At 66.4% G+C, this 23,123-nt stretch carries 21 protein-coding genes and 2 pseudogenes; 8 read left to right on the top strand and 15 right to left on the bottom strand.

The features are described from left to right. The first annotated feature begins 13 nt into the window (after nucleotides 1-13). Complete coding sequence (locus tag ACFYO0_RS24295; protein WP_388679564.1) at nucleotides 14-1,492, top strand: glycoside hydrolase family 32 protein; 1,479 nt, start codon at nucleotides 14-16, stop codon at nucleotides 1,490-1,492. Between the two features lie 72 nt (nucleotides 1,493-1,564). Further along, nucleotides 1,565-4,501: a discoidin domain-containing protein gene (locus ACFYO0_RS24290; protein WP_388679561.1), complete on the top strand. Its 2,937-nt coding sequence runs from the start codon at nucleotides 1,565-1,567 to the stop codon at nucleotides 4,499-4,501. Here the strand turns inward: ACFYO0_RS24290 and ACFYO0_RS24285 are convergent. Next, a complete protein-coding gene (locus ACFYO0_RS24285; protein ID WP_388679558.1) occupies nucleotides 4,492-4,902 on the bottom strand; it encodes a substrate-binding domain-containing protein in 411 nt (136 codons plus the stop codon). The genes ACFYO0_RS24290 and ACFYO0_RS24285 overlap by 10 nt on opposite strands. On the opposite strand from ACFYO0_RS24285, the gene ACFYO0_RS24280 reads away from it, so the two are divergent. After that, the gene (locus ACFYO0_RS24280; RefSeq protein ID WP_388679555.1) at nucleotides 4,901-5,080 is read left to right on the top strand and encodes a hypothetical protein; all 180 of its coding nucleotides are present in this window, start codon (nucleotides 4,901-4,903) and stop codon (nucleotides 5,078-5,080) included. The two genes, ACFYO0_RS24285 and ACFYO0_RS24280, sit on opposite strands and share 2 nt — an antisense overlap. A gap of 461 nt (nucleotides 5,081-5,541) precedes the next feature. Here the strand turns inward: ACFYO0_RS24280 and ACFYO0_RS24275 are convergent, their stop codons facing one another. The 4 genes from ACFYO0_RS24275 to ACFYO0_RS24260 all read right to left on the bottom strand — a co-directional run bounded on the left by ACFYO0_RS24275 (nucleotide 5,542) and on the right by ACFYO0_RS24260 (nucleotide 9,429). Continuing rightward, nucleotides 5,542-5,808 (bottom strand): heavy-metal-associated domain-containing protein, encoded by a 267-nt coding sequence (locus ACFYO0_RS24275; RefSeq protein ID WP_388679552.1) that lies wholly within the window; start codon nucleotides 5,806-5,808, stop codon nucleotides 5,542-5,544. Further along, nucleotides 5,789-7,003 (bottom strand): sulfite exporter TauE/SafE family protein, encoded by a 1,215-nt coding sequence (locus ACFYO0_RS24270; RefSeq protein WP_388679549.1) that lies wholly within the window; start codon nucleotides 7,001-7,003, stop codon nucleotides 5,789-5,791. Before ACFYO0_RS24270 ends, ACFYO0_RS24275 begins: the two co-directional genes overlap by 20 nt. 118 nt (nucleotides 7,004-7,121) lie before the next feature. Continuing rightward, nucleotides 7,122-7,418, bottom strand: coding sequence for a hypothetical protein (locus ACFYO0_RS24265; protein ID WP_388679546.1), 297 nt, complete (start codon nucleotides 7,416-7,418; stop codon nucleotides 7,122-7,124). A gap of 319 nt (nucleotides 7,419-7,737) precedes the next feature. After that, nucleotides 7,738-9,429: an acetolactate synthase large subunit gene (locus tag ACFYO0_RS24260; protein WP_388679544.1), complete on the bottom strand. Its 1,692-nt coding sequence runs from the start codon at nucleotides 9,427-9,429 to the stop codon at nucleotides 7,738-7,740. Nucleotides 9,430-9,654: 225 nt separating this feature from the next. Between ACFYO0_RS24260 and ACFYO0_RS24255 the strand changes: the two genes are divergently transcribed. Continuing rightward, nucleotides 9,655-10,392 (top strand): flavodoxin family protein, encoded by a 738-nt coding sequence (locus ACFYO0_RS24255; RefSeq protein WP_388679541.1) that lies wholly within the window; start codon nucleotides 9,655-9,657, stop codon nucleotides 10,390-10,392. Between the two features lie 122 nt (nucleotides 10,393-10,514). Then, nucleotides 10,515-10,760: pseudogene (locus ACFYO0_RS24250) on the top strand (tyrosine-type recombinase/integrase); the annotation flags it as partial. A gap of 291 nt (nucleotides 10,761-11,051) precedes the next feature. Here the strand turns inward: ACFYO0_RS24250 and ACFYO0_RS24245 are convergent. The 6 genes from ACFYO0_RS24245 to ACFYO0_RS24220 all read right to left on the bottom strand — a co-directional run bounded on the left by ACFYO0_RS24245 (nucleotide 11,052) and on the right by ACFYO0_RS24220 (nucleotide 15,178). Further along, nucleotides 11,052-11,945, bottom strand: a complete 894-nt coding sequence (locus ACFYO0_RS24245) for a phosphorothioated DNA-binding restriction endonuclease (RefSeq protein ID WP_388679538.1) — start codon at nucleotides 11,943-11,945, stop codon at nucleotides 11,052-11,054. Between the two features lie 44 nt (nucleotides 11,946-11,989). Continuing rightward, the gene (locus tag ACFYO0_RS24240) at nucleotides 11,990-12,319 is read right to left on the bottom strand and encodes a DedA family protein (protein ID WP_388679535.1); all 330 of its coding nucleotides are present in this window, start codon (nucleotides 12,317-12,319) and stop codon (nucleotides 11,990-11,992) included. Nucleotides 12,320-12,499: 180 nt separating this feature from the next. After that, a complete protein-coding gene (locus tag ACFYO0_RS24235; RefSeq protein WP_388679533.1) occupies nucleotides 12,500-13,075 on the bottom strand; it encodes a hypothetical protein in 576 nt (191 codons plus the stop codon). 143 nt (nucleotides 13,076-13,218) lie between these two features. Next, nucleotides 13,219-13,506, bottom strand: coding sequence for a putative quinol monooxygenase (locus ACFYO0_RS24230; RefSeq protein ID WP_388679530.1), 288 nt, complete (start codon nucleotides 13,504-13,506; stop codon nucleotides 13,219-13,221). 263 nt (nucleotides 13,507-13,769) lie between these two features. Continuing rightward, on the bottom strand, nucleotides 13,770-14,684 hold the full coding sequence (locus ACFYO0_RS24225; protein ID WP_388679529.1) for a hypothetical protein: 915 nt from the start codon (nucleotides 14,682-14,684) through the stop codon (nucleotides 13,770-13,772). After that, nucleotides 14,681-15,178 (bottom strand): hypothetical protein, encoded by a 498-nt coding sequence (locus ACFYO0_RS24220; protein WP_388679526.1) that lies wholly within the window; start codon nucleotides 15,176-15,178, stop codon nucleotides 14,681-14,683. The genes ACFYO0_RS24225 and ACFYO0_RS24220 overlap by 4 nt, the downstream gene beginning before the upstream one ends. A gap of 120 nt (nucleotides 15,179-15,298) precedes the next feature. Here ACFYO0_RS24220 and ACFYO0_RS24215 point away from each other — a divergent pair, with 120 nt between their 5' ends. Further along, on the top strand, nucleotides 15,299-16,492 hold the full coding sequence (locus tag ACFYO0_RS24215) for a glycosyltransferase (RefSeq protein ID WP_388679524.1): 1,194 nt from the start codon (nucleotides 15,299-15,301) through the stop codon (nucleotides 16,490-16,492). A gap of 227 nt (nucleotides 16,493-16,719) precedes the next feature. Beyond that, nucleotides 16,720-16,809 (top strand): annotated as a pseudogene (locus ACFYO0_RS24210) (integrase); the annotation flags it as partial. Between the two features lie 424 nt (nucleotides 16,810-17,233). Here ACFYO0_RS24210 and ACFYO0_RS24205 read toward each other — a convergent pair. Together ACFYO0_RS24205 and ACFYO0_RS24200 are read right to left on the bottom strand one after the other, a co-directional pair. Next, nucleotides 17,234-17,770, bottom strand: coding sequence for a hypothetical protein (locus ACFYO0_RS24205; RefSeq protein WP_388679521.1), 537 nt, complete (start codon nucleotides 17,768-17,770; stop codon nucleotides 17,234-17,236). Between the two features lie 73 nt (nucleotides 17,771-17,843). Further along, nucleotides 17,844-18,695, bottom strand: coding sequence for an RHS repeat-associated core domain-containing protein (locus ACFYO0_RS24200; protein ID WP_388679518.1), 852 nt, complete (start codon nucleotides 18,693-18,695; stop codon nucleotides 17,844-17,846). 479 nt (nucleotides 18,696-19,174) lie between these two features. Between ACFYO0_RS24200 and ACFYO0_RS24195 the strand changes: the two genes are divergently transcribed. Beyond that, complete coding sequence (locus ACFYO0_RS24195) at nucleotides 19,175-19,780, top strand: SMI1/KNR4 family protein (protein WP_388679516.1); 606 nt, start codon at nucleotides 19,175-19,177, stop codon at nucleotides 19,778-19,780. Nucleotides 19,781-20,061: 281 nt separating this feature from the next. Here ACFYO0_RS24195 and ACFYO0_RS24190 read toward each other — a convergent pair whose 3' ends face one another. Together ACFYO0_RS24190 and ACFYO0_RS24185 are read right to left on the bottom strand one after the other, a co-directional pair. Next, nucleotides 20,062-21,138 carry a NucA/NucB deoxyribonuclease domain-containing protein gene (locus tag ACFYO0_RS24190; RefSeq protein WP_388679513.1) on the bottom strand — a complete coding sequence of 359 codons (1,077 nt, stop codon included), beginning with the start codon at nucleotides 21,136-21,138 and terminating at the stop codon, nucleotides 20,062-20,064. A gap of 1,332 nt (nucleotides 21,139-22,470) precedes the next feature. Continuing rightward, nucleotides 22,471-22,929, bottom strand: coding sequence for a hypothetical protein (locus tag ACFYO0_RS24185; protein WP_388679511.1), 459 nt, complete (start codon nucleotides 22,927-22,929; stop codon nucleotides 22,471-22,473). Nucleotides 22,930-23,123: the final 194 nt, after the last annotated feature.

The raw sequence follows: 23,123 nt of genomic DNA, 5'->3' as shown, positions 1-23,123 counted from the left end.
GAAAGGCACGCGTGTGTCCACCGCACCCCGCGATCCGCACCGCCCCGTGGCGCACCTGCGCCCGCCCCGCAACTGGATCAACGACCCCAACGGGCTGGTCTTCCACGACGGTTACTACCACGTGTGCTACCAGTACAACCCGTACGGAGCGACCCACGCGAACCTGCACTGGGGCCACTTCCGCAGCCCCGACCTGCAGACCTGGGAGCCACTGCCGATCGCCCTCGCCCCGACCCGCGATGGCGTGGACGCCGACGGCTGCTTCTCCGGCAACGCCGTCTCCGACGGCGACCGTCTCGTCGCCTTCTACTCCGCGCACCGCGAGGACCGCTCGTTCCAGCACCAGCCGGTCACCTGTGCCGTCTCCCACGACGGCGGCAGAAGCCTCCGCCCGCGGGGCGAACTGCTCATCCCCGAGCTGCCCGAGGGCTGCGCCATGTACCGCGACCCGTACGTCTGGCAGGACGGCGGCGGCTGGCGGATGCTGGTCGGCGCCGCCCTCGCGGACGGCCGCGCCGCCGCCCTCCTGTACGACTCACCCGACCTGGAGACCTGGACATACCGAGGGCCCTTCGCGGCCCGCCGTCCGGAGTCCATCGGCGGCACCGAGTCACTTACGGGCGAGGGCTGGGAATGCCCCCAATACCTTCCGGCAGCCGACGGACGCGGCGCCGCCCTCATCGTCAGCACATGGACCGAACGCACTGGCCCGCAGAGCGTCGCAGCTCTGATCGGTGAAGAGCACGACGGCCACTTCAAGGCCGGCCCGGCAGTACCCCTCGACCACGGCCCCGACTACTACGCACCCGCCCTCCTGCGCGCACCGGGCAACCGATGGCTGCTGTGGGGCTGGTCATGGGAAGCCCGCGACGAAGCCTGGGCGGTCGCGGACGGATGGGCCGGCGTCCTCACCCTGCCCCGCGAGATCCATGTCGACGGCGACGGCACGCTGCGTCAGCAGCCCGCCACCGAACTGCTCGCCCTGCGCGGCAGGCACATCATCCACTCCGCGGGCGAGACGCACGGCACGCAGCCGGTGGACCTCGGTAGCGTGGGCCACGCGTTCGACCTGACGGCCCGTCTGGAGCCGACCGGGGACGCCGGTCTGCGGCTGCTCACCACCCCCGACGGTTCCGAGTACCTCGACATCCGCCTCGATGCCGGCACGGGCGAACTGGTCGTCGACCGCACCCACGCCTCACTGGACCCCCGGGCCCGCGGAGGCTCCTACCGGATGCCCTGCCCAGCCGACCGGCCCGTCGACCTGCGCGTGGTCGTCGACCACTCCATCGCCGAAATCTTCCTGACCACCACCGGCCAGGTCCTCACGCTGCGCTCCTACCCGACGGGACAGGGCCCGTGGCGACTGCAGGCCCGCACCGCCGCACCGGGTACGCGCCTCGGTTACGCGATCGACACGTGGGAGCTGCACCCGCTCGTGATCAAGGAGCCGAGCACCGGCGCCGCAGAGCCGGCGCCGATATCGCTGTAGAGACCACTCCAACCCACGGCACTCCCCCCGCCTTTCAAAGTGCTGAACAGCTGGTCCTAAGGAGGATCTTCCATGAGCTCGTACGGTCTCGGACGACGCCAGTTCCTGGCCACCGCCGTTGGTGTCGCCGCCGCCTGGACCCAGGTTTCCGGGAACGCCATCGCCGCCCCGCAGCCGAAGAAAGCCGCACCTCGCAACTCCGTGCAAGTTTGGCTGACGGACGTATCGGCCAACAAGTGGGTTGCCGGCCAAAGCGATGTGCTGTTCAAGACAGAGAAAACGGCCAATCCGCTGACGATCAAGATCGACGACAGCGTCAAGTATCAAAAGGTCCAGGGTTTCGGGGCGGCTATGACCGACTCCTCCGCCTGGCTTATCAACAAGCTGTCCACTGTTGAGCGGACCAAGCTGATGCAGAAGCTGTTTGACCCCTCGAAGGGAATCGGCCTCAGCCTGCTCCGCTCTCCGATGGGCGCCACGGATTTCAACGCGTCCGGGAATTACTCCTACAACGACATGCCGGCGGGGCAGACGGATCCGAAGCTGTCCAACTTCTCCATCCAGCATGACGAGCCGTACATCATTCCGGCATTGCGGCAGGCTCTCTCGCTCAACCCGTCCATCAAGGTCATGGCCAATCCATGGAGCCCACCAGGCTGGATGAAGACCTCCGACTCCATGATAGGAGGCACTCTCAAGAGTGAGTACACGTCCGCGCTGGCCAACTACTTCGTCAAGTTCATCCAAGCCTACGGCGAAGCCGGCGTGCCCATCTCCTACATCTCGCCGCAAAACGAACCCATGGGCACTCCCTCCTGGCCCGGCATGTTCCTGTCCGCTTACCAGGAATCCGAGTTGATTCAGGAGATCGGCAAGGGGTTCGAGGCCAACAAGATCTCCACCAAGATCCTGGCTTGGGACCACAACTGGGATGTTCCCTCGTATCCCGAGAGGATTTTCAGCGATCCCGCTGCCTCCGAGTACACCGCGGGAACAGGATGGCACATCTACAGCGGCAACCCGACTTCCCAGACTCTGGTCCACAACGACTACCCGAGCAAAGAAACCTACATCACGGAAGCCACTGGAGGTGTCTGGCAGGACAGCAAGCAGACAGCGTTCAGTGAGGCACTCGGTACATGGATCATCAAGGGCGTGCGCAACTGGGCGAACGGGGTGATGCTGTGGAACATCGCACTCGACCCCGATCTGGGTCCGCTCAACAGCGACACCGGCGGTATACCCATGTGCCGGGGCCTGCTCACGATCGATCCGGCCGACGGGCGGGTGTCCTACAACGTGGACTACTACGCCCTCGCTCACGCCAGCAAGTTCGTCAAGCCTGGAGCGCGTCGGATCTACTCGAACACCTTCGGGGAAGGAAGTATAGAGAACGTCGCGTTCCAGAATGCGGACGGATCGAAGGTCCTGATCGCGTACAACTCGGGAAGCGCCGCGAAAACCTTCAGCGTTGCCGACGGGACGCAATCGTTCGACTACACCCTGAACGCCGGCGACGCCGTCACCTTCACGTACTCCGGGCCTGCGCAGAGCGGCCGCACCCCTGCAGCGACCAAGGTCTCGGACCCGACGCATGACTTCATGTTCAGGTCGCCATCCGGTCCGGTCACTGTCACGTACGATCCGGCACTCCTGCCCTACCAGAATTCCATCCACACCGAAAACAAGCTGCTCACGTACTCCCTTCCGATCGGTGCTTCCATCCAGACGACGGGAAGGGCGCTGAGTCGTAGCAAGTGGACCGCCACGGCTTCGGCGCAGCCGGATTGGGGTGTGGCCGCGAACGCGATCGACGGCGACATCAACACCAGATGGAGTCTCGGGCACGGGACGACGAGCGGCGACTGGTTCCAGATCGATCTGGGAAGCCCCACGAGCTTCAACAAGATCGTCCTCGATACCGGCGTGAACAACTCGTTCGACTACGTCACCAAGTACCAGATATACGTCTCGGACGACGGTGTCGACTGGGGCAGCGCGATCGCAAGCGGCAGCGGAGGCATAGGAAAGGTGGCCGTCACGTTGCCCACCCGGACGGCGCGGTACATTCGCGTCGTCAGTACCGCGGCATCCGGTTTCTGGTGGGCCATCGGCGACATCGAGGTGTGCGGGGATTCGCGTGGATCCGGTTCGATCACAGCTCCTACAGCGGTATCAAACGGGCTCCAGTTGAAGACTTGGACCAGCAAGGAAGGGTCACAGGTCACCGTAGTATTCAACGGGACCGCCGACAGCAAGAGTTTCAAGATGTCCACCGACGGCTCGTACACCTATACGCTGCCAAGCGGGACCTCGGCGATGTTCACCACCAAGAAGCTGTCGAGCTTCCCGACACCGGTCTTCAGCAGTTTGACGCCGGACCAAGGCATGCCGCGCTCCAAGTTCACGATTCGCGGTTCGGGTTTCGGGGACGCGCAGGGGCTGGGTACGGTCTATTTCGGATCAGGCTACGCCGAAATAGACAGCTGGTCGGACACGAGCATCAGCGCGTACGTTCCGAAGGGACTTCCGTCGGAGAAGGTTACGGTCTCCGTGAAGGGAATCAGCGGAGTGGATGCGGGTCGATCTTCGTTCGACGTCATGGATCCGGGTCCCGCGCTGCCGCGGACGGGTTGGACCGCAAAGGCTTCGGACGCAAGTCAGTCGGATGCGCCCGGAAACATGCTGGATGGCAATGCTGACACTCGGTACAGCTCCGGAACAGGGCAGTACGAGGGTCTCTGGATCCAAGTGGACATGGGGCAAGCGCAGACTTTCGACAAGATTGTGCTGGATGTCGGCGGCAGTGTCAGCGACTATGCGCGAAGCGCAGACGTATACGTATCCGCGGATGGAACCGACTGGACCAAGGTCTCTTCCGTAACAGACGGCCAACGAGTCCACCTAATTTCCTTCCCGGCGCAGACAGCTCGCTACATCAAGGTCGTCAACACCGGCAACGTTGCGCGTAGCTGGTGGTCAGTCGCGGAATTCAACGTCTACAACTGACCTCGGGCTTCATGCGGGTTGATCGTCGACCTCGCCCCCGATGCAAAGAGAGTGCCTCCGACCAGCGAGACCAGGGATTGCCGATGCCCGTGCTCCCGCAGTGGTCGGAGGCACTGCGAGCCGCGGGTCAGTTGGTCGACTTGATGGATGGCCAGTTCGCCCAGCCGTCGCTTGTCGAGGTGGAGGGTGGTCAGTGGCGGGCCGACCAGCTCGACGACGCTCAGCCCGTCGTAGCCGACCGGCGCGCAGTCGTCCGGTACTTGGACGCCGAGCCGGCGGGCGGCCCGGAGCGCGCCGATCGCGACCAGGTCGTGGAAGGCGACCACGGCGGTGAGGTCCGGGCGCGCGGCGTACAGCGCCTCGAACGCGGCGGCGCCCCCGGCCGGGGACTGTTCACCCATGAACAACCCAGCCCTCGCCGACGGGCAGCGCATGTTCGCCGACGACTTCGAGGAAGGTGCGGCGCCGGACCATCGGGGCGCTCACGCACTCGCAGTCGATCATGCCGATCCGGCGGTGACCCCGGTCGATGAGGTGCTGCATCCCGGCCCGATCCGCAGCCTTGGTGGCGCCAACTGAGAGTTCGGCGGCAGAAGCCGGGCAGCGGTGGATCTTCGCTCAGTCGGTCCACGGCGCGCCCCCGGGGCTGTCCTGCTCCCAGTGGGGACGGGCGGAGCTGACAAGAAGTGTCCCGTGGTTCGAGGTTCAGATCCTCCGGCGAGGGGCGGATCAAGGTTGAGTCCGTTGGCAGCGAGGCGACGAACGTGCCGATCGCCGGAACATCGCTGCGAACACCGGTCGCCATGACGCCTGGGAACGGCGAACCAACGCACAACAGCTGCCGCAGAAGAACCGCATCTGCCGGTCGTAGGAGTGGGCGTGCTTGTCCCAGTAGCGGCGCACCCGCTCGCTGTCTTTCGGCTCGGGCACAGCGTCATCGTCTCCGCTACGAGCCCCTCCCGCACCCCACGGTTCGCCCGCTGAGGCCCGGCTGGGGAAACGTTCCCCGGCCGGGCGTCGTGGTGCGGCGCCTCGGTCGGTCAGTCGGCGAGCCGGGCCGTGTAGTCCCCGGTCTGCTCAACCGCCGCGACCAGTGCGGCGGTGTCGACGTCGGCGCCGTCGTCGAGGCGGATCGTGGTGCGTCCTGCCTTCACATCCGTGCTGGATGAGCGCACGCCGGGGAGGTCTTCCAGCTCGTCGTCGATGAGCAGGCCGCAGCTGGTGCAGTGCATGCCCTCGACGAGCAAGGCCACCTGTGTGCCGGCTTCGGTCTGGGGCTTCGTCTTCTTACGGCTGAACAGGCTCACTGACAGGATCCTTCTCCTGGAAGTCGATGGTGCCGGTCTGCATGCCCATGGCACAGGAGAAGCGGAGGGTTCCCGCCTTGCGGGTGCCGAGGTCGACCTTGGTGTCGCCGTTGCGCTTGACGATCTCCTGGACGCCGAGTTCGGGGATGGTGAACGCGCGGGCGCAGCCGCCGGAGTCCTTACCGCGCAGCACCAGCGTGGTGGGCACGTCCGCCTTTGCCGTGAACTGGGTCGTCTCGTAGAAGTCGGTCACCGTCAGGGTCACGATCTGCTGCCCGGAGGCGTCCATGCGGACCGGGGCGTCAACCGCCGTGGTCTTCCCGCCCCCGGGGTCTTTGCCGGGACTGCTCTGGTCGCCGCCCTCGACGATGAACGGTCCAGTGGCGGCGGGCCTTTTGTCCGGGGAGTCGAAGGACACCCACCCTCCGGCCTGCAGCCCGGAGGCCATCGTCCAGACGGCAACCGCCAGCACCACCACACCGGTGAGAGAGGCGAGCTGGCCGGACAGCGCCCGGCTGGAACGGCGGAAGACATAGCCCAGCGCCGCGAACAGCGGCGCCGTACCGAGCACGAATCCGAACATGACCGCGGCCCCGGCGACCGGCGACCCGGACGTGATCGCGAGCAGCTCCACGGACAGCGTCACCCCGCACGGCACCAGCACCGTGGCGAAACCGATCAGCGCGGGAGTGGCGACGGAGTCGGTCCTGGCGCTGCGCCGCAGGAGCCGGCCGAACGAGGCGGGAGGCCGCGGCATCAGCCGCCCCACCGCCTTGACCCCGAACAGATCCAGCGCGAACAGCACCATCAGCAGCCCGGCGGCCACCAGCATCCCCGCCTGGACACGGGGGCTGGGCTGCAGCGCGGCGCCGAAGATCCCCAGCAGCGCCCCGAGGAGCGTGTGGGAGAGCAGCTTTCCGGCCAGGAACGCCCCCACCGGTGCCAGATGCCCGGTGGATGTCTCCGTTGCCTGGGGCGCTGCGATTGGCTCGGCCGTGGCCGTCGTGGCCGTGCGAGTCGCCCCCTTCGCCCCCTTCGCCCCCTTCGCCAAGGACGCGGCGGATGGGGCGGGGGCGGGGGACCGGCGGGTGACCGCACCGGCGAGCAGCCCCCCTTGTACGGCGGCGCAGGAGGCGCCACCGGCGAGAAGACCGGTGCCGACACCGGTGATGAGCAATGCGACGGACGACGGCATGCGTCGTTACTCCTGTTCTGCGACAACCGGCACGCGATGGCGGAGTTCGGGGCGTGCCGGGGCGGACGTGGAGACAGCACGGCGTCCCGCGAGGCGGAGCCTCACGGGCAGGGAGCTGTCACGTCCGCGACACGCACAACCGGTGCAGATCCGGAGGAGGGAGCGTCGGCGGCGGCGCGTTGGACTGCGGCAGCAGGGCGGCAGCCGGGCACGCCGTCGACGGCGGCACATCGCCGATCTTCGGGGCCGTCGGACTGTCCTGGGCGATCGTGGCCTTCGGCGATACGCACTGCTGCTGGGCCATCGGGCAGTGCGGGCCGGTATACGAAGCCTCGGCCGCCCGCACCGCCTGCCCTGCGACACCCAAGGACGTCTGCCCAGGCACGGTGCTCTCAGCGCCCGCGGGTGCAGACATGGTCCCCATCGAGGCGGGCATCGACATCGGCATGGCGACTGCGGGGCGAGCCAAACCAGACAGACAGAACATCAGCGCAGACACAAGCAGCGCCCCGGACCATGTCCGAAGCGCCGGCGGCACGCGTCGCGTCATGCGCGCCATGCTAAGGCACGGTCGGTTCCCGCGATGGTGACCTGGGAGGGCGGGAGGCGCGCGTCGCATCCACCCGTCCGGCCCGCCTCGGGTCGGGGATCAGCAGGCGGCGTCGGCGCTGGGCACGCCCCGCGGCGGTCGGCAGTGCGCCGTACGCGAGGACCGCTGGTGGAAGTGGAAGGTGTCAGAACGGGCCGTGCAGACTGCCCAGTTTGTCGGTCAGACGTAGGTTCTCGGAGTAGTCGACGGGGCAGGCGATCACGGAGACCGTGTCGTCGTCGAGGGCGCGGCGCAGTACGGGCAGCAGTTCGTCGGCGGTCTCGATCGCGTAGCCGCTTGCGCCCAAGCTCTCGGCGTAGGCGACCAGGTCCGGGTTGGTGAACCGGGTGTGGCTGTGGCGGCCGAGTTCGAGTTCCATCTTCCAGGTGATCAGGCCGTACTCCCCGTCCACCAGGACGAGGACGACCAGTGGAATGTGTTCGCGGACGGCGGTCTCCAACTCCTGGGAGTTCATCAGGAACGAGCCGTCGCCCATCATCGCCAGGACGCGCCGGTCCGGCCGGGCCAGTTTGGCGGCGATGGCGCCCGGCAGCGCGAACCCCATGGTGGACAGGCCGTTGGAGACCAGGCAGGTGTCAGGCTCGTAGGTGGGGTAGAGGCGGGCCATCCACATTTTTCCGGCGCCCGTGTCGGCGAGCACGATGTCGTGGCGGTCCAGCGCGGTGCGGACATCGCTCACCACGCGCTGCGGCACCAGAGGGAATGCGCCGTTGTCGTGTCCGTACCGGAGTTCCTCGTCGAGCAGCGTACGGATCTTCTCGCTGCTGCCCGAGTCGTAGGTGAGGCCGTCGGGCAGTGCTTCCGCGAGTGCGTCCAGCGCCTGCGACAGGTCACCTTCGACGCCCACTGTGACCGGGTAGCGGGCGTCCACCTCGGCGGGGAAGCGGTGCACGTGCACGATCCGCTTGTCGCCGTTCGGGTTGATCTTGACCGGGTCGAACTCCTGGATCTCGTAGCCCACGCAGACCAGTACGTCGGCCGTGTCGAAGCCGAAGTTGCCGTAGTCGTGGCGCATGAAGCCGACGGCGCCGAGGGCGCCCGGGTGGTCGTCGGGGAAGACGCCCTTGCCGTGGAAGGTGGTCGCGACCGGGATGTTCAGCTGCTCGGCGAACCGTACGAGAGCGGCCGAGGCTCCCGTCCTTGCGGCGCCGTGGCCTGCCAGCACAACCGGGTGCCGTGCCGCGGTGAGCACCTCGACCGCTCGTGCGATCTGGGAGGGCGACGGGGCGTCGGCGTACACCGCGTCGATCTGCAGGGGTGCCAGCGGCTCGGCGGGACCCTCGGCTTCGATGTCCTCCGGCACCGCCAGGAACACGGCGCCGGGGCGCTCGCTCTGCGCGATCTTGAACGCCTTGCGCGTCATCTCCGGCACCGCGTCAGGACACTCGATGCGGGCCGCCCACTGGGTGACGGGTGCGAACATCGACACCAGGTCGATGACCTGGTGCGACTCCTTGTGGATGCGGCGCAGGGACCCCTGGGCGGCCAGGGCCACCATCGGACTGCTGTTGGTCATGGCGTCCGCGGTGCCGAGCAGCAGGTTGATCGCGCCGGGGCCCAGGGTGGCCGAACACACACCGGCCTTCCCGGTCAGCCGCCCGTAGATCTCCGCCATGAACGAGGCGGCCTGCTCGTGGCGCACCAGGACGTACCGGATCCCGGAGTCGTTCAGCGCGTCGACGAAGCGGATGTTCTCCTCGCCGGGGATCCCGAAGACGTACTCCACGCCCTCGGCGCGCAGACAACGCACCAGCAGGTGCGCGACGTCCTCGACAGCATCCGTGTTCCGCGAATCGGTCGCGCTCTCGGTACCCATGAAGAGGAACGTAGGCACGCCCCGCCCGCCCCGGCCACTCGTCGGCCGCCGACCGGGGGCCGGTGGCCCGTGGCAGGTGGCAGGTGACGACCAGTGCCCCGCAAACACCGCCGGGCGCCATTCGGAGGTGCTGTGGTGGCGGCTGCCTCGGTCGGCCCGCACGCTGGATCCGGATGTGGACGCGCCGCTGCGCACCGTGCGCCGGCAAGGCTCTGGGAGGCTCGTGTGACTGTTTCGTCGGCCGCCACCGACGTACCGCCGGCCCGGTACGACGACCTGCGGGCCCTGGTGATCAACTGCACCCTCAAACGCTCGCCGGAGACGAGCAACACCCAGGGGCTGGTCGACCGCAGCACCGCGATCATGGACGCACAGGGAGTGCAGGTCGATGTCGTACGGGCCGTGGACCACGACATCGCCACCGGTGTGTGGCCCGACATGACGGAGCACGGCTGGGAGACGGACGCCTGGCCGGACCTGTACCGGCAGGTGATGGCAGCCGACATCCTCGTACTGGCGGGCCCCATCTGGCTGGGCGACAACGGCTCCGTGACGAAACAGGTGATCGAACGCCTCTACGCCTGCTCCAGTCTGCTCAACGAAGCGGGCCAGTACGCCTATTACGGCCGCGTCGGCGGCTGCCTGATCACCGGCAACGAGGACGGCGTCAAGCACTGCGCCATGAACGTCCTCTACAGCCTCCAGCACCTTGGGTACACCATCCCTCCCCAGGCGGACGCCGGCTGGATCGGCGAGGCGGGCCCCGGCCCCTCGTACCTCGACCCCGGCTCGGGCGGCCCGGGGAACGACTTCACCAACCGCAACACCACCTTCATGACCTGGAACCTCCTGCACCTGGCCCGGGCTTTGAAGGACCTCGGCGGCATCCCCGCCTACGGCAACCAGCGCACCGCCTGGGACGCCGGCTGCCGCCACGACTACGAAAACCCCGAACACCGGTAGCCACGCCAGGGCTGAAGAGGCTTCGTCGGCCGAGATCCCGTTCGGCAGGTCGAAGCGAGGCCGCGGGCCCCGGCAACCGATGGCCGACGCGTGGTGCTGTTGGGGCTTGCGGCGGCTGCTTGGTGGAGCGGAGTGCTGGGGCGCTGTGCTGTGCTGTCGGTCCATGCTGCGCTGTGCGCTCTGGGCTGGCCCGACAGGCCCGGGTCGCGAGGAACGGGCGAGCGCCTGGGTGGAAACCGGACGCGTCTTCGCCAAGGCTCCACGACCTCCGCCACGGCGCGGCAACGCTGGCCCATGCGGCCGGGTCCGACCTGAAGGACATCCAGGAGATGCTCGGACACTCCTCGATCACCATTACGGCCGACGCGTACACGAGCCTGCTGCCCGAGGCGGATCTGACGATCGCCGAGGCCGCCGCCCGGCTCGTACCGCGCGCCCGCGCCACGACCGAGAACGCCGCTTCCGCCGCGGCGCCCGAGCCCGACGGTGCCTGGCATGGGAAAACACCCCTCCGTAGTTCTCATGCGTTCACGACGCTTCCCGGCCTCATGTGTGCTGAATGCGTTCTGGGCGTCGATGAGCGGGGCTCTGCTGCTACGGCACCTGCCTCGCGTAGCGGGGGCACCACATTGATGACTTGGGCGGGCCGGCAGACGGTTTCAAGCAGTCGCAGCTGGGCGCGGCTCGCCGTGGAACACCTGACGGGCATGCCAGTCGCGGTGGGCGGACGCCACAGGGCGTGCGCCGGGCTGTGGACCGACGAGCGGGCGGCCCGCGAGGGCTATGACGTGCTCGCGGGCCGCGGGGCTGTGGCCGACGAAGCGCTGCGATACCAGGATCCGGTGACCGTCTGCCACACCGAGGACGCCCTTGTCGAAGAGCTTGTGGTGGAGCGAGCACAGGCACAGCCCGTTCTCGATGTCGTCGGGGCCGCCGAACGCCCACCAGCGCACGTGGGCGGCCTCCAGCCCGACCGGCACCGCGCCGATCCTGCCGTCGTAACCGCAGAAGGCGCACCGGTACTCGTAGGCGGTCAGCACCAGTTCCCGCATGCGCCGGTCCCGCTGCCTGCGTGCCGTCGAGAGCTGCTCGGTCTCCGCCGGCTCCAGATTCAGGCCGACGGCTTCGCACAACTCGGTGTGGAGCGAGGGTGGGAAGTGCAGGTCGAGCAGCAACCGGGCGAGCCTGCCGAGCAGTTGCGGCTCGCGTCGCATTGCTGCTCTCAGGTCCGGCGTGAGCCGCCCGATGGCGCCCGTCTCTCTGAGATCCCGTACCCCGCTTCCGGGGCTGCCGGGACCGCGATCGGTGCGCACTTCCCATACGCCGTCGCTGACCAGGTGGTGGAAGGGGTAGGCGGGCGTCGTCTTGTTCGGCGGGCCGTACTCGGTCAGCAGCCGCTGCAGGTCCAGCTCGACCGCGCTGTAGCGCAGGCCGCCCTCCGCATCTTCCTGGAACCGGCCGAGGGCGTACAGGAGCAGCAGTGGCTTGTGCGGAGCGCGGGTTCCGCTCCGCGTCCACTGCCTCAGCTTCGCGGTCCGCTCCAGCCAGTCCATGGCCGCCGATCGTAGACGGCCGTCCCGTGACAGGTGACGGCTGGTCACACCAGCTCGGAAGAACGGGCGTGGCAGCCAGAGCCACCGGGCCGGGCGTTCGCAGCGTGTCGTGTACGGCGCAGAGCGCGTCGCCGTAGGAGTGCGACTCCGAGGGTCACCAGGACGACGACGGTTATGGCAGGGCCGCCCAGAGTGAGGATCCGCTGAAGAGACGGCGCGGCGGCGTAGCCGACGCCGGCTTCGGCGGTGGCCCACAGACAGGCGGCAGTGACGCTGTAGGGGGCGATGCGGTGGTGGGGCAGGCGGGTGGCGCCCGCGAAGTGGGGGGTGAGTGTGCGGATCACGGGCAGGAAACGGGCCGTCGGAGGGGACATGTCCCCGATCTGTCCCCGTCGCGTCCCCGGTGAGGCGGTCCGGAAGTGGGCGCTGTCCTGGGGTGATTCGGGGCCCTGATAGGGGCGCGGATCCCGTTCCGGTGAGCACCGCTCCGCCTTCGCGGGCGGGTTCGCTTTGCCGACTGGGACGAGAAGTACCCATCGGATCTGCGCAGTTCATCAGGACACAGCTTCGTCGCCGGGGCGGGGTAGTGCGGCGAGAGTTGCCCGGTATGCGTCGCGGAGGGCAACCAACTGGTCGCGTCGGAAGGCCGTTGGGTCCTGGGCCCGCATTCGGAGCCCCCGGTCCGTCCAGAATGCCCTGTCCGGAACCTTGTCCACGCCGTCTGGCAAGAACTTGAGCACTTCGTCGACGGCTGCCGCGGCGCCCTCGAAATCGGCACGGGCTTCGTTCAGCTCCGCGACCGACAGCGCCGCTGGATCGTCGACCAGGCCGACGGCTGCGAAGTTGCGCGAAACCCAGAGCCACTCACCGGCGTCAATCAACTCAGACGGCTCGGGCCCGCCGAACTGGAGCACCCGACTGGGTAGTGAGACCTCAGCCGGCAGCCGGAAAACGAAGCTTCGCCTGCTGTCGCACCCGAAGCAACTGCCCTCGTACTGACTGGCAAGATCGCCCTCCGCCATGACAACGCTGCTTTGGCAGTCAAAGTCGCTTTCGCCGCACACTTCGCACGGATGCATCGCCATGTAGAGGTGCGCTTCCTCGACGGAGCGTTCCAGCCGCAGTGCCATGAGCCCCCCAGCCCGCGATGACGAACCCTCAGGAAATCCATGCCCATCGCCGGTACCGAGAATCCAAGGGGCTCTGTTTTTCGTCCGGCGAGAATGCCGTCGCGCGCTGAGCTACGCGCTTGCGAGTTGGCGCCCGGGGTCCTTCACGTCAGCGAGCGCACGTCCGCGATGTCGAACTCGGCCACCGAGGCGGTGAGTATCGCAGCGCTTTGCTCGTCGCTGGGTCCACTGCCTCGGAACGCCTCGACTGCCGCCTGCGACTCCCAGCGCTCGAAGATGTTGATGCGGCTGGCATCCACCAGGTCGGCGGCGATGGCGAAGTCGAGGCAGCCGGGTGCACGGCGGGCTTGTTCAACGACGCTCACACAGTTCGCGAGATACGGTCCGCGCCGGTCCGGGTCGACGACGATGTGCCCCGCGATGATGACCATGTGCTGCTCCTCTGCTGGCTTCGACCGGCCGTCGCGGAGTATGACCGTCGACCTGGGCCGAACTCATCGGTGGGAGCGGGGACCGATACGTCATTTCCCTTCAGGATCTCTGCGTCTCTCAACGCGCGGTTCACCCTTCCTGCCGGGCTGCCCGGTCCTTCTCGCTGTCGGCTTTCCAGCCGTTTCAAATGACGCAGACGATCACGTGGCCGACGCGACGAGCGTGAGCCGGGCCAGCGGACCGTGGATCGGAGATCGAGCGCTCAGTCGTGCGGAACTTCTTCGATCACGGTCTCCCCGAAGCGCCACGAGCCCCGGTTGCCCGCCGCCTCCGCGCGCAGGCCCGCCTCCCAGGCGATCCGGGCGGCCCGGTGCTGCGACACGTCGGGGTAGTCCTCGGGGTGCACCTTGATGTAACCGCGACGGTCGGCGGGGTACGTGCGCAGGGTCTCGCGCAGCTTCTCCTCCTGCTCGGTCTGCGTGGTGTGGTCGCGGGTGACGGTCTTGTACAGCTTCTGCGCCCGGGACGAGGTCTTTCGCTTTGCCTCGTCCCTGCGCTTTGCGGTGTCCGAACCTCGCCAAGTCATCCAGCCGACGGCACCGAGTGCGGCGAAGGCGAGCGCCCCTGAGCCACGAGCCTCACCCGTCGCGTCCGCCTGACCCGGCGTCCGGGGACGGAGTTCGCCCTCGGGGTCCTCGATCACCGTCACCTTCTGGCCGGCGTTGTAAAGGTTGGACGTGGCTTTCAGGGCGGGGCCCAGGACCTTGGTGCCGTCCTGATGCTCCAGCTCGTAGTTGTAGTCACGGGCCTTGCGCCCCTGCGCTGGGTCGCGCCACTCCCTCACAACCGTGGACGTGACCCTCTCGCCTCGTTGCTGAAGGGTGAGGTCGTCGCACGCCACGACGATGACGTACACGGACATCGCGGACGTGATCACGATGAACAGCGCCGCATACGCACTCGACTCTTTCGCCCCCAACTTCCGGATCAGCTGGATGAGTACTACTCCGTGCACGATCCACAGGGGGACCTGCAGACCGGGGCCGAAGTCGTCTGCCAGGAGGAACATCCCGCCAATCACGGCGAGCACGTAGCAGCCGATGCCGACCGCCAGCGGGACGGGGTACCGAACGCGCCTCTTGCGCGCCTCGTCCTCTGCCTCTGCGACGCCACTCATGCCTGCTTCTCCGTTCCTCCAGCAACCGGGCCGTCGGCTTCCGGGGCGTTCCCATCGTGCGGCTCGTCCGCCGAGTCCGACTTCATGGTGCCGCTGAGCACCTCGAGATACTCGGCCCAATGCTCGATGTCCTCGGTCATGAAGACGAAGAGGGCCGATCCGGGGCCGGTCCTCAGCGGCAAGCAGAACTGCACCTGCCGGATCGTGGCAGGCACGGGCTCGTCCAGACCGAAGAGTACGCCGGGTATCTGCAGGTCCTGGTCGCGTATGCAGAGGGCAGAAATGCCGTACGGCAGCATGACCAGCCCCACCTCGGCATCCGGATACAGCTCGCGCCACTGGACGGCGGTGCGCTTCGCCGACCCCTGCCTGTCCTCGCTCTGCAGACCGACATCCTGCCCTTCGACGATCACACAGAGCGTGCCCTGGGACAGCTTGTCGTCGGGCCTGCGCAGCAGACGGCTCGACACGTGCTCGGCGCCCGCCGCGATCATCGTCCTGGGGTGTTGGACGGCTCCTTACGAAGGTCCGGCTGCCTGATATCGTCCGGCAAGTCCGAATGTCTCCCGGCCCGGGCAGCGCCCCGGCGCCCGCCGGAACGGAACCCCCACAACGTGACCAGCGCTGACCTCGACCGCCGCCTCGCCGCCCTCGGCCGACCCTTCCGGCTGATCGTCACGGGCGGCGGGACCGGCGGCCACACCTACCCCGCGCTCACCGCGATCCGCACGACCAGCGCACGGCTCGCCGGCCTGGGCATCGGCTTGGACGTGTTGTGGGTCGGCACGGCCACCGGTCTGGAGGCCCGCGTCGCCGAACGCGAGGGCATCGCGTTCAGGACGGTCGCGACCGGCAAGATCCGCCGCTCCAGCAATCCGCTGAAGCTGGCCTCTCCGGCCAACATCAAGGACATGGGCCGCGTCCCGCTCGGCGCCGCGCAGGCTCGTACGATCGTCTCCGACTTCAAGCCGGACGCGGTGCTGTCGACCGGGGGTTACGTGGCTGTGCCGGTCGGCCTGGCTGCCAAGTTCTGCCGGCGCCCGCTGGTCGTTCACGAGCAGACGGTCCGTTTGGGGCTGGCCAACCGCGCCTTGGCCCGCGCCGCCACCCGCATCGCTGTTTCCTCCGAGTCGACGCTCCCGCTGCTGCCGGACTCGGTGCGCGACTCGGCGGTCGTCACTGGCAATCCCGTACGCCCCGAGCTCCTCACCGGTCAGGCGGACAAGGCGATCAGCGCGCTCGGGCTCGTCGGCTTCGACCGGACGCTTCCGACGGTGTACATCACGGGTGGTGCCCAGGGCTCGGTCCAGATCAACACCATGGTCCGCGCGGTTCTCCCGTGGCTGCTCACCCAGGCCAACGTCATCCACCAGTGCGGCGCCACCTCCCTCGAGGAATCCCGCAAGTACGCCGCCGAGCTCCCGGACGACTTCCGGCACCGCTACCTGGTCACCGACTTCGTCGGCCCAGAACTTCCCCACGTTCTGGCCCTCGCCGACGTCGTCATCTCCCGCAGCGGCGCGGGCACGATCGCTGAACTCACCGCGCTCGGCAAGCCGTCCGTCCTCATTCCGCTCGCGACCTCGGCGGGCAACGAGCAGGAGCACAACGCGGTTCACCTCCAACAGGCGGGAGCTGCGGTCGCCTTGCTGAAGGATGCGGTTACCCCGGAAGGTCTCCGTTCGGCGGTCGGCCCGATCCTCGCCTCCCTCGAGCAGCGCCAGAACATGGCCCAGCGGGCCCGCGCCCTGGGCCGCCCGGACGCAGCGGATCGCCTGACGGACGTCCTGCTTAGCGTGGCCACCTGACGAACTCGATTCGGCTCAACCGCGCTCGTGCGGCTCCGTCACGGCAGGAGGAATCGTCAAGACCTGTGGGCGTCAATCACGCCAGGCGCCCGTCCCGTCGTAGAGCGGTGCCGTGGACGCGTACTCCCGAAGGTAGGCGATCTTCTCCCCCCTCAAGCCTGGCGATCGTTTGCGCCCTCGAACGTGGCTGCTTTGCCTTGCCAGGTGCACTCACAGATCAGCATCAGGACGTGTACACGCACGTCGTGCAGGACACCCAGCGAGAGGCCATCAGCCACATGGACCGGCTGCTCAAGAGGCGGCCCGGTCGTGAGTGACCACCGCCGTTGAGGTCAGACCTGGATGTCAGAGGCCCCTCACATACGGAAATCCGTATGTGAGGGGCCTCTGAGCTGGTGCCCCCGGCAGGATTCGAACCTGCGACACCCGCTTTAGGAGTGGGCTCGAATCCTTGATCGGGGATGCTGTTTCATGCTGGGTGGTGCTGACCTTGCAGGTCAGCACCACCCAGCATGATCTTTGGTCCTGGCCGTGACAGCTGGTGCCCGACCATCCGCTCACGCATCGCTCACGCGGCTGGTGCCCGACTGGTGCTGTATGGGCCCTTGCCGCGGCGCTCACGCGGCCAGCCACTCCAGGAGGTCCAGCTGCGGCAGTCTCCGTCGGCCCTCAGAAGTCGGCCAGGAGCTGGACCTCCTTCGCGCGAACCCGCGCCAGCCCGTTGGTATGCGGGCCTTCGCGTCATACGCCGAGTGCGGATACGAAGTGTGCTGTCGCCTTCCTGCGTCGTTCCGCTACACCGAACGCCATTTCTGTGCCTTGGCTTGTGACGGTCAGAAGCCGTCCGTCCGCCCGCAGTTGAGCAACACTCTCGCTTCGATCGGCCACCCACAGGACGGAAGTCGGAGCGTCGAGAAGCTTGTTGTACGTGAACGCCAGTACCCGGCGTTCGGTGAGGACGAGGAAGCAGCCACGGACCGTTCGCCATAGCACCGGGGCATGGGGACGGCGGACCGGGAACACCACGATCGGGGACTCGCTTTCCTCAAGGAGTGCCTGTACCCGGCTGCGTTCCTTCCACGATTGCCCGCTGTAGTACACAGTCCACCACGCTGCGATTACGGGCGCGTAGATGAGGAGACTCTCGGTGGCGCCGACGACGTACACGAACAATGCCGCGAGCAACGGCAAGCCCAGCCACAGTACGGCGAACAGGATCAGCCGTTTCCGTAGCGCGCGGCTCGCCACTCGCTGTATTCGCGAATCGATGTCGTGCATTCCGTCACCCCTGTGGATCGGCTGGAGGGGCCGGGTGCCACGGGACAACCCGTGGCACCCGGCAAGGCTGTTTCTAAAGGGGTCTACCGACTCGGCTGAGGATCGTTCCGGCTCCGCCGCCACCGATCGCGCCGAACGCGGCGCCTCCAGCGCATGACTTCAACAGCGCGCCGCCACGCGTGCCGTTGTACGAGTCGGCGGTCATTGCGCCGACGCATCCGCCGAGGCCGAAGCCGACGTATGGGTTTCCTGTCACGACAGTTGCCGTGATCCCGATCGCTGTGCCGAGGACCCCGCCCAGCACCTCGCCCCATCCCCACAGGCCGGTGGGGTCGATGATGTTGGTGGGGTCTCCGGAGGCGTACAGGTACGGGTTCGCTTCCAAGCCGGCTGGATCGGGCCGAGTGAAGCGCCCGAGGTTCGAGTCGAGGTAGCGGGCCTGGTTGTGGTAGAGCCCGGTCGGGTCCTGATAGCCGCCCGCGAATCGGTAGGGCTGTGGGACTTCCTCGGTAGCGTCGGTGATGCCGTTGGGGCTGTAGTAGTACCAGTTGACCTTCTCGCCTTGGGAGTTCGCCACGGCCTCGACCGTACCGAGGACGTCGGTGAGGTAGTAGTACGTCTCGCCGTTGGTGCGGAAGGATTGGAGGTTCCCGGACGGCTCGCGGGTGAAGTTCATGTCCACGCCGGCCTTGGTCTGAGCGGAGAGACCGACGGGGCCGTGGTGGAACGCGGTGTCGCCGAACTGGGTGCGCTCGGACTGGTCGGTAGAGGCGTAGCGGCCCTTGTACTCCTTGCTTCCCTGCGTGACCGAGGTGAGCTGGGAGAAATCGTTCCACTGCCCGTTGGAGCGGGCGGTGTTCGGGAGGGGTGCCGCCGCGGTCTCGTTGCCCGCGGTGCGTGCCTGCGCCCTCGGGGCAGGGTCCATCCCGGACGAACTGCATGGAGAACTGGCGTCGGCTTTGCGTGCCAACGACGGCGTGATCCGGGCGAGTCCCGCGCGGCCACTCGGGAGTTGAGCCACATCCTCGCTGTGAGTAATTCAGGTTGGTCAACGCAGATGAGTGGCCGGTGCGAGGTGTGGGCGTCGATGTCTCTGGGCGGGCCGCCTGGGGGAGAAAGCGCAGACGCCTGACAGGGGCTGTCGGACCGGACGCCTCAGAGCGCAATGTCTGTACGGTCCGGCAGTTCCCTACGGCCCGCTCAGAAGAGATCCTCGCCGGGCAGGTCGGCGGAACACTCACCGTGGAGGAGATCCGGCGACTCCTGGCAGCTCGCCGTCCCCCACTCACCTGCGGCGCACCGGCCGCGCACTGAACCGGTCCCGATGGCGCCGCCACCACCAGGCCACCGCCCGCCGCACCGGTTTCCGGCACATCGAAGCTCAGGCCATGATGAACTTGGACTATGTCTGACGAAGTAAGGGATCTGTGGCGATCGATTTCCTCGGTGCTGGCGGAACGAGCCCCACGGACATCTGCATGCCTGAACCCTCCGGCAAGCCAGTCGGTCTTGTCCGAAGTGCAAGAGTGCTCGCTAGGCCGCGCCCCCGATTCGCTCTTGCAATCGCTCACCTGTCACGACGGGATGCAACTCAAGCCGCTGCATGCTCGACTCTTCCCGCCGTCGTTCATCCCGTACAGTGCTGCGGGAATGGTCGCCAGCCACAAACTCTGGCGGGAGATCATAGAGGTAGACTTTGATGCATCACCTGACGTTGAAGGTCTGGCGGGTGAGGACGCAACCAGTTATTCGCCTCGCTTTTTGCCCATCGCGACAGACACGGCTGGCGACGAGTATTTCATCGATCTCCGCGACGGAGAGATGCACGGATGCATCCGACGTTGGTACCAGAGTTCGGGGGCTGTAGGTGAACCTCTTTGGCCTAGCTTCCAGAGTCTTATCGAGGACGTTGCCAACGCACTGAGGGCGACAACTGAGGATAGCACCCACAGTATTGCCGGTTACAGGGCGATATTCGAAGATCACTCTGTTCTATGGCGCCGCGCTTGACGGCGTGGACATAAATGGGCATTATGCAATTCCCCGCGTGACCAGCCTCCTCCGGAACCGGAGATCCCTCACTCCGTCGGAACCTACGACAGAGCAGTGACGCCGTGAGGCCGTCCTGCCGTATGAAAACTCACACGGCAGGACGGGCTTTTGGATACTGCAAGCGACACGAAAGAAACCCTATCACCTCGAATGTAACGCTATAGGTGGATAGCAGCTCGTCAAGACGAAAGGGCCTGTCACCGTGCACGCCCACAGCGTCGGCGCCCCCCTAGGCGATCTTAGGGGATGATTTGAAGATAGTACCCGTCATTTTCACCGTGCAGGATGCGATTGCGCTGGTAGTAGGTGTTGAGCTGCGCACCGGCGGAACGGTTGGAGGACAAACCGAGAGCGCGGGCACTCCAGTTTTTCTGAGGGTAGCCTTCCTCATAGTCCGCGCGGGCTGTCCCCTCGAATGTCGACGCGAACGGATACTCGTCGCAGTCCAACCCTTTGGACGCGTAGTCCGGATCAGCGGCCACGCATTCAGCTATGGCATTGGCCCGATTCTCCTCATAGCGATCGGGTTCGTAGAGCTCATACAGCCTGTGCAGCGGATCGGACGGGCTCGTCCCGGGAACCTTCTTGTTGGGGTTGACGGGCAAGGTTCTCTCGGGCCTGTTAATGGCATCGTCGATGTGCAGCGCCACTTCACCCTCGTTAGCCGACTTGCTATAACGCAACGGGGATACGTTGTAGCTCAGTGCAGCCCCTGGCGCGTCTCCCAGATAAGGAGCGAAATCCCATCGCAAGCCGAACGATGAGAAGCCCATCTCATCATCAATTGGGACCCACCCAGCCGGAAATTTAATCTTGATCTCATAGTTCCATATGGCCCATATTCCGTCGTCTGGGGCCATACCTTGACCGAGCGGCGCCTCAACCCAAAGTGAATGGTGAACGGGGGATTGAGCCGCCCACTGCTCCCATGTCTCATTCCGGGGGTACACGTCACCCTCGTACAGGGTTACCTTGGGGACGGTGGTGTACTCGGGCGAGGGCGTCAGTACCACACCTGACGGGACTGTCCCCACCTTCACGAAATCGTGGAAATAGTAGTCGAGGTCGATCTGTCGCGACTTCGCGTCCGGAACGGTGGCAATCGCATTTCCCGTGAACTGAGACACGCCCACAGGTCTTCCGTTGACCAGCCACGTGATATACAACCACGTCGATTCACACATGGCGAAGCGCGAGCGAATCCACATCGTTGCATCGACCTCGGTCTGGGCCGCACACTCTTCGCGCGTCATAGAGCGGCTCGGGACATCACTCACTTTGACGCGCGAAGATCCGGACTCGCGCTCACCGGTCACGGTGGGAACTTCGACGGGTCCTCTGATGCCGACCGGACCGGTACGGTGCACCTCAGTTGAGGCGGCCACCCGGCTTGTGCGGATTTCTGCAACCTGCTCGGCTACACTCTTCCCCGCCTTGAGTCCTTTCCGTAGCGCCTCAGGGGCTATGTACTGATCCAGCCTGTCGACCTTGACAGTCTTGACGTCGCCAGACGCCGCAGAAGCTTGGGCGGCGCCAAGGAGGCCGCATAAGAGCGCACACACCACGGCTATGAAATATCCGGATCTCGGGGACTTCATTTCCCTCCCTATGGCACGAATCTTGCGAAATTTCGGACACGCAAACTTCCATTCATCCTTCAATATGGATGATCAGCCCAATAGAAGAAAATAAGACATATTCGATCTTGGATGAGTCGCACATATTGGCTCATCCAGGGCTTCAGGGTGGCTATGTGATGGCCGTTTCGTGGTCCCTACTTGTGCTGACAGCAGGGTTGATGCGTTCTCAGGCTTCAAGATCGAGTATTTGGAGGGCGTGGTCGGTTCGTGACCGGTAGTGGTCGGTAGCGGCGGCCCCGCGCCCGTCGTGGATCGGGCAGCCGGTCCAACTTCTCTGACAGTGGGGCGAGTTCGGACGGCTCGACAGGGAGGTGCGGCAGGTCGACGTCCTCGCGGTGGCGCTGGAGAACGTCGATCAGAGGGGGGGATGGCAGGCGAACGCGACCCCTGTTCGCGATCAAAGGCTTCGAGAACCTTGATCATCAGGGGTCGTCTTCGTCGCGGCCAAGCACGGACAAGCAGGCCACCAGAGCACCGTCCGCGTACGAGTTGCTCATCTCGCCGTGTGAGAACGCACGCGCCCTGGTGGCCACTCGGCCTGTCTTGTCCTGCTCAGCGGTGCCGACTGGGGTCTGGCATCGACTGAGGCCGGGGCAGGGGTGCTGGCCCGACCCCGCTGGAGGGCCCGGATGCATGCGCCACTGCTGACGTGCGGGCTTGGGCTACACGGGCTCGTGCGCTGGGTGCCGGCCGTGCGCCGAGGCGCTGGACGCGCCATGTCAGGACGACGAGTCCGAGGCCGAATAGAGCGCTTCCCTGGGGGAGAAACCCCAGGTCAGCGGTGTAACGCACTGTGCCCCCGGCAGGATTCGAACCTGCGACACCCGCTTTAGGAGAGAGGCGGGGGCATGGGGGCGCTGACCTGGAGCTTCGATACCTGGTCAGCCCATCGAGAACTCGACCGCGAGGCACCCCCGTTGGCTGTGGCTGACCCTTGTATCTGGCACGACTGTGGCACGCGGCGAGCAGATGGCTCGGAACCTGGCCGGCTCCGCCGGTGCCCGGTGCTCAACCGCTGTAGCGGCTGCGCAAATCGTCGGTGATGCGTGACATCAGCCCAATCGAGTCTTCCGGCGGCGTCTCCACCAGCGGACGCTCTGTCTGGGGATCGTAGGCAGTCAGCCCGGTCTCCTTCTCGACGATGGCGGCAAGGGCGGAGACCTGGCCGAGCACGACTGCAGCATCGTCCCCCGCATGCCAGTAGGGCACGGTGATGCTCACCTCGTCACCGAAGATGGACAGGTCGATGCCGGTGCCCGAGTGGCTCAGGTCCCGCGACTCCTGCTCGTACTCCGTGATCTCTACTTCGCCCAGCAGGGTCCGAGCCTGCGGCACTATGCGGTCCCACGCTTCAAGGAGGTGGGCGGGGATGGGCTCGCTCTCGTCGGCTGCGTCCTCCATCCCCTCCAGGACCTCATCCCAGGACTGCCCGTCGCGTCGGTTCAAGAAGTAGATGTCATAGCTCACTGCGCGATCGTAGGCACTCGAACACTGCGAGGGCAGGGCTGAGGCCACTTGCCCCTGCCAACTCCGGTGGCGCCATCAGCTTGGGAAGCTCGTGTGCTTTAAGAAGCCGTATCTCAACCGATCTTGGAACGTGTGGATCGAACGGAGTTCCTGGTCGGGTGATCTTCCGTCGGTACGCGCATGAAGGCAGGGCC

Origin of the sequence: Streptomyces sp. NPDC006365 (genome assembly GCF_042870755.1) — a bacterium.
Taxonomy (GTDB): domain Bacteria; phylum Actinomycetota; class Actinomycetes; order Streptomycetales; family Streptomycetaceae; genus Streptomyces; species Streptomyces xiangluensis.
Note: the sequence above shows the minus strand (reverse complement) of the source record. Positions and strands in the feature narration are given on the sequence as shown.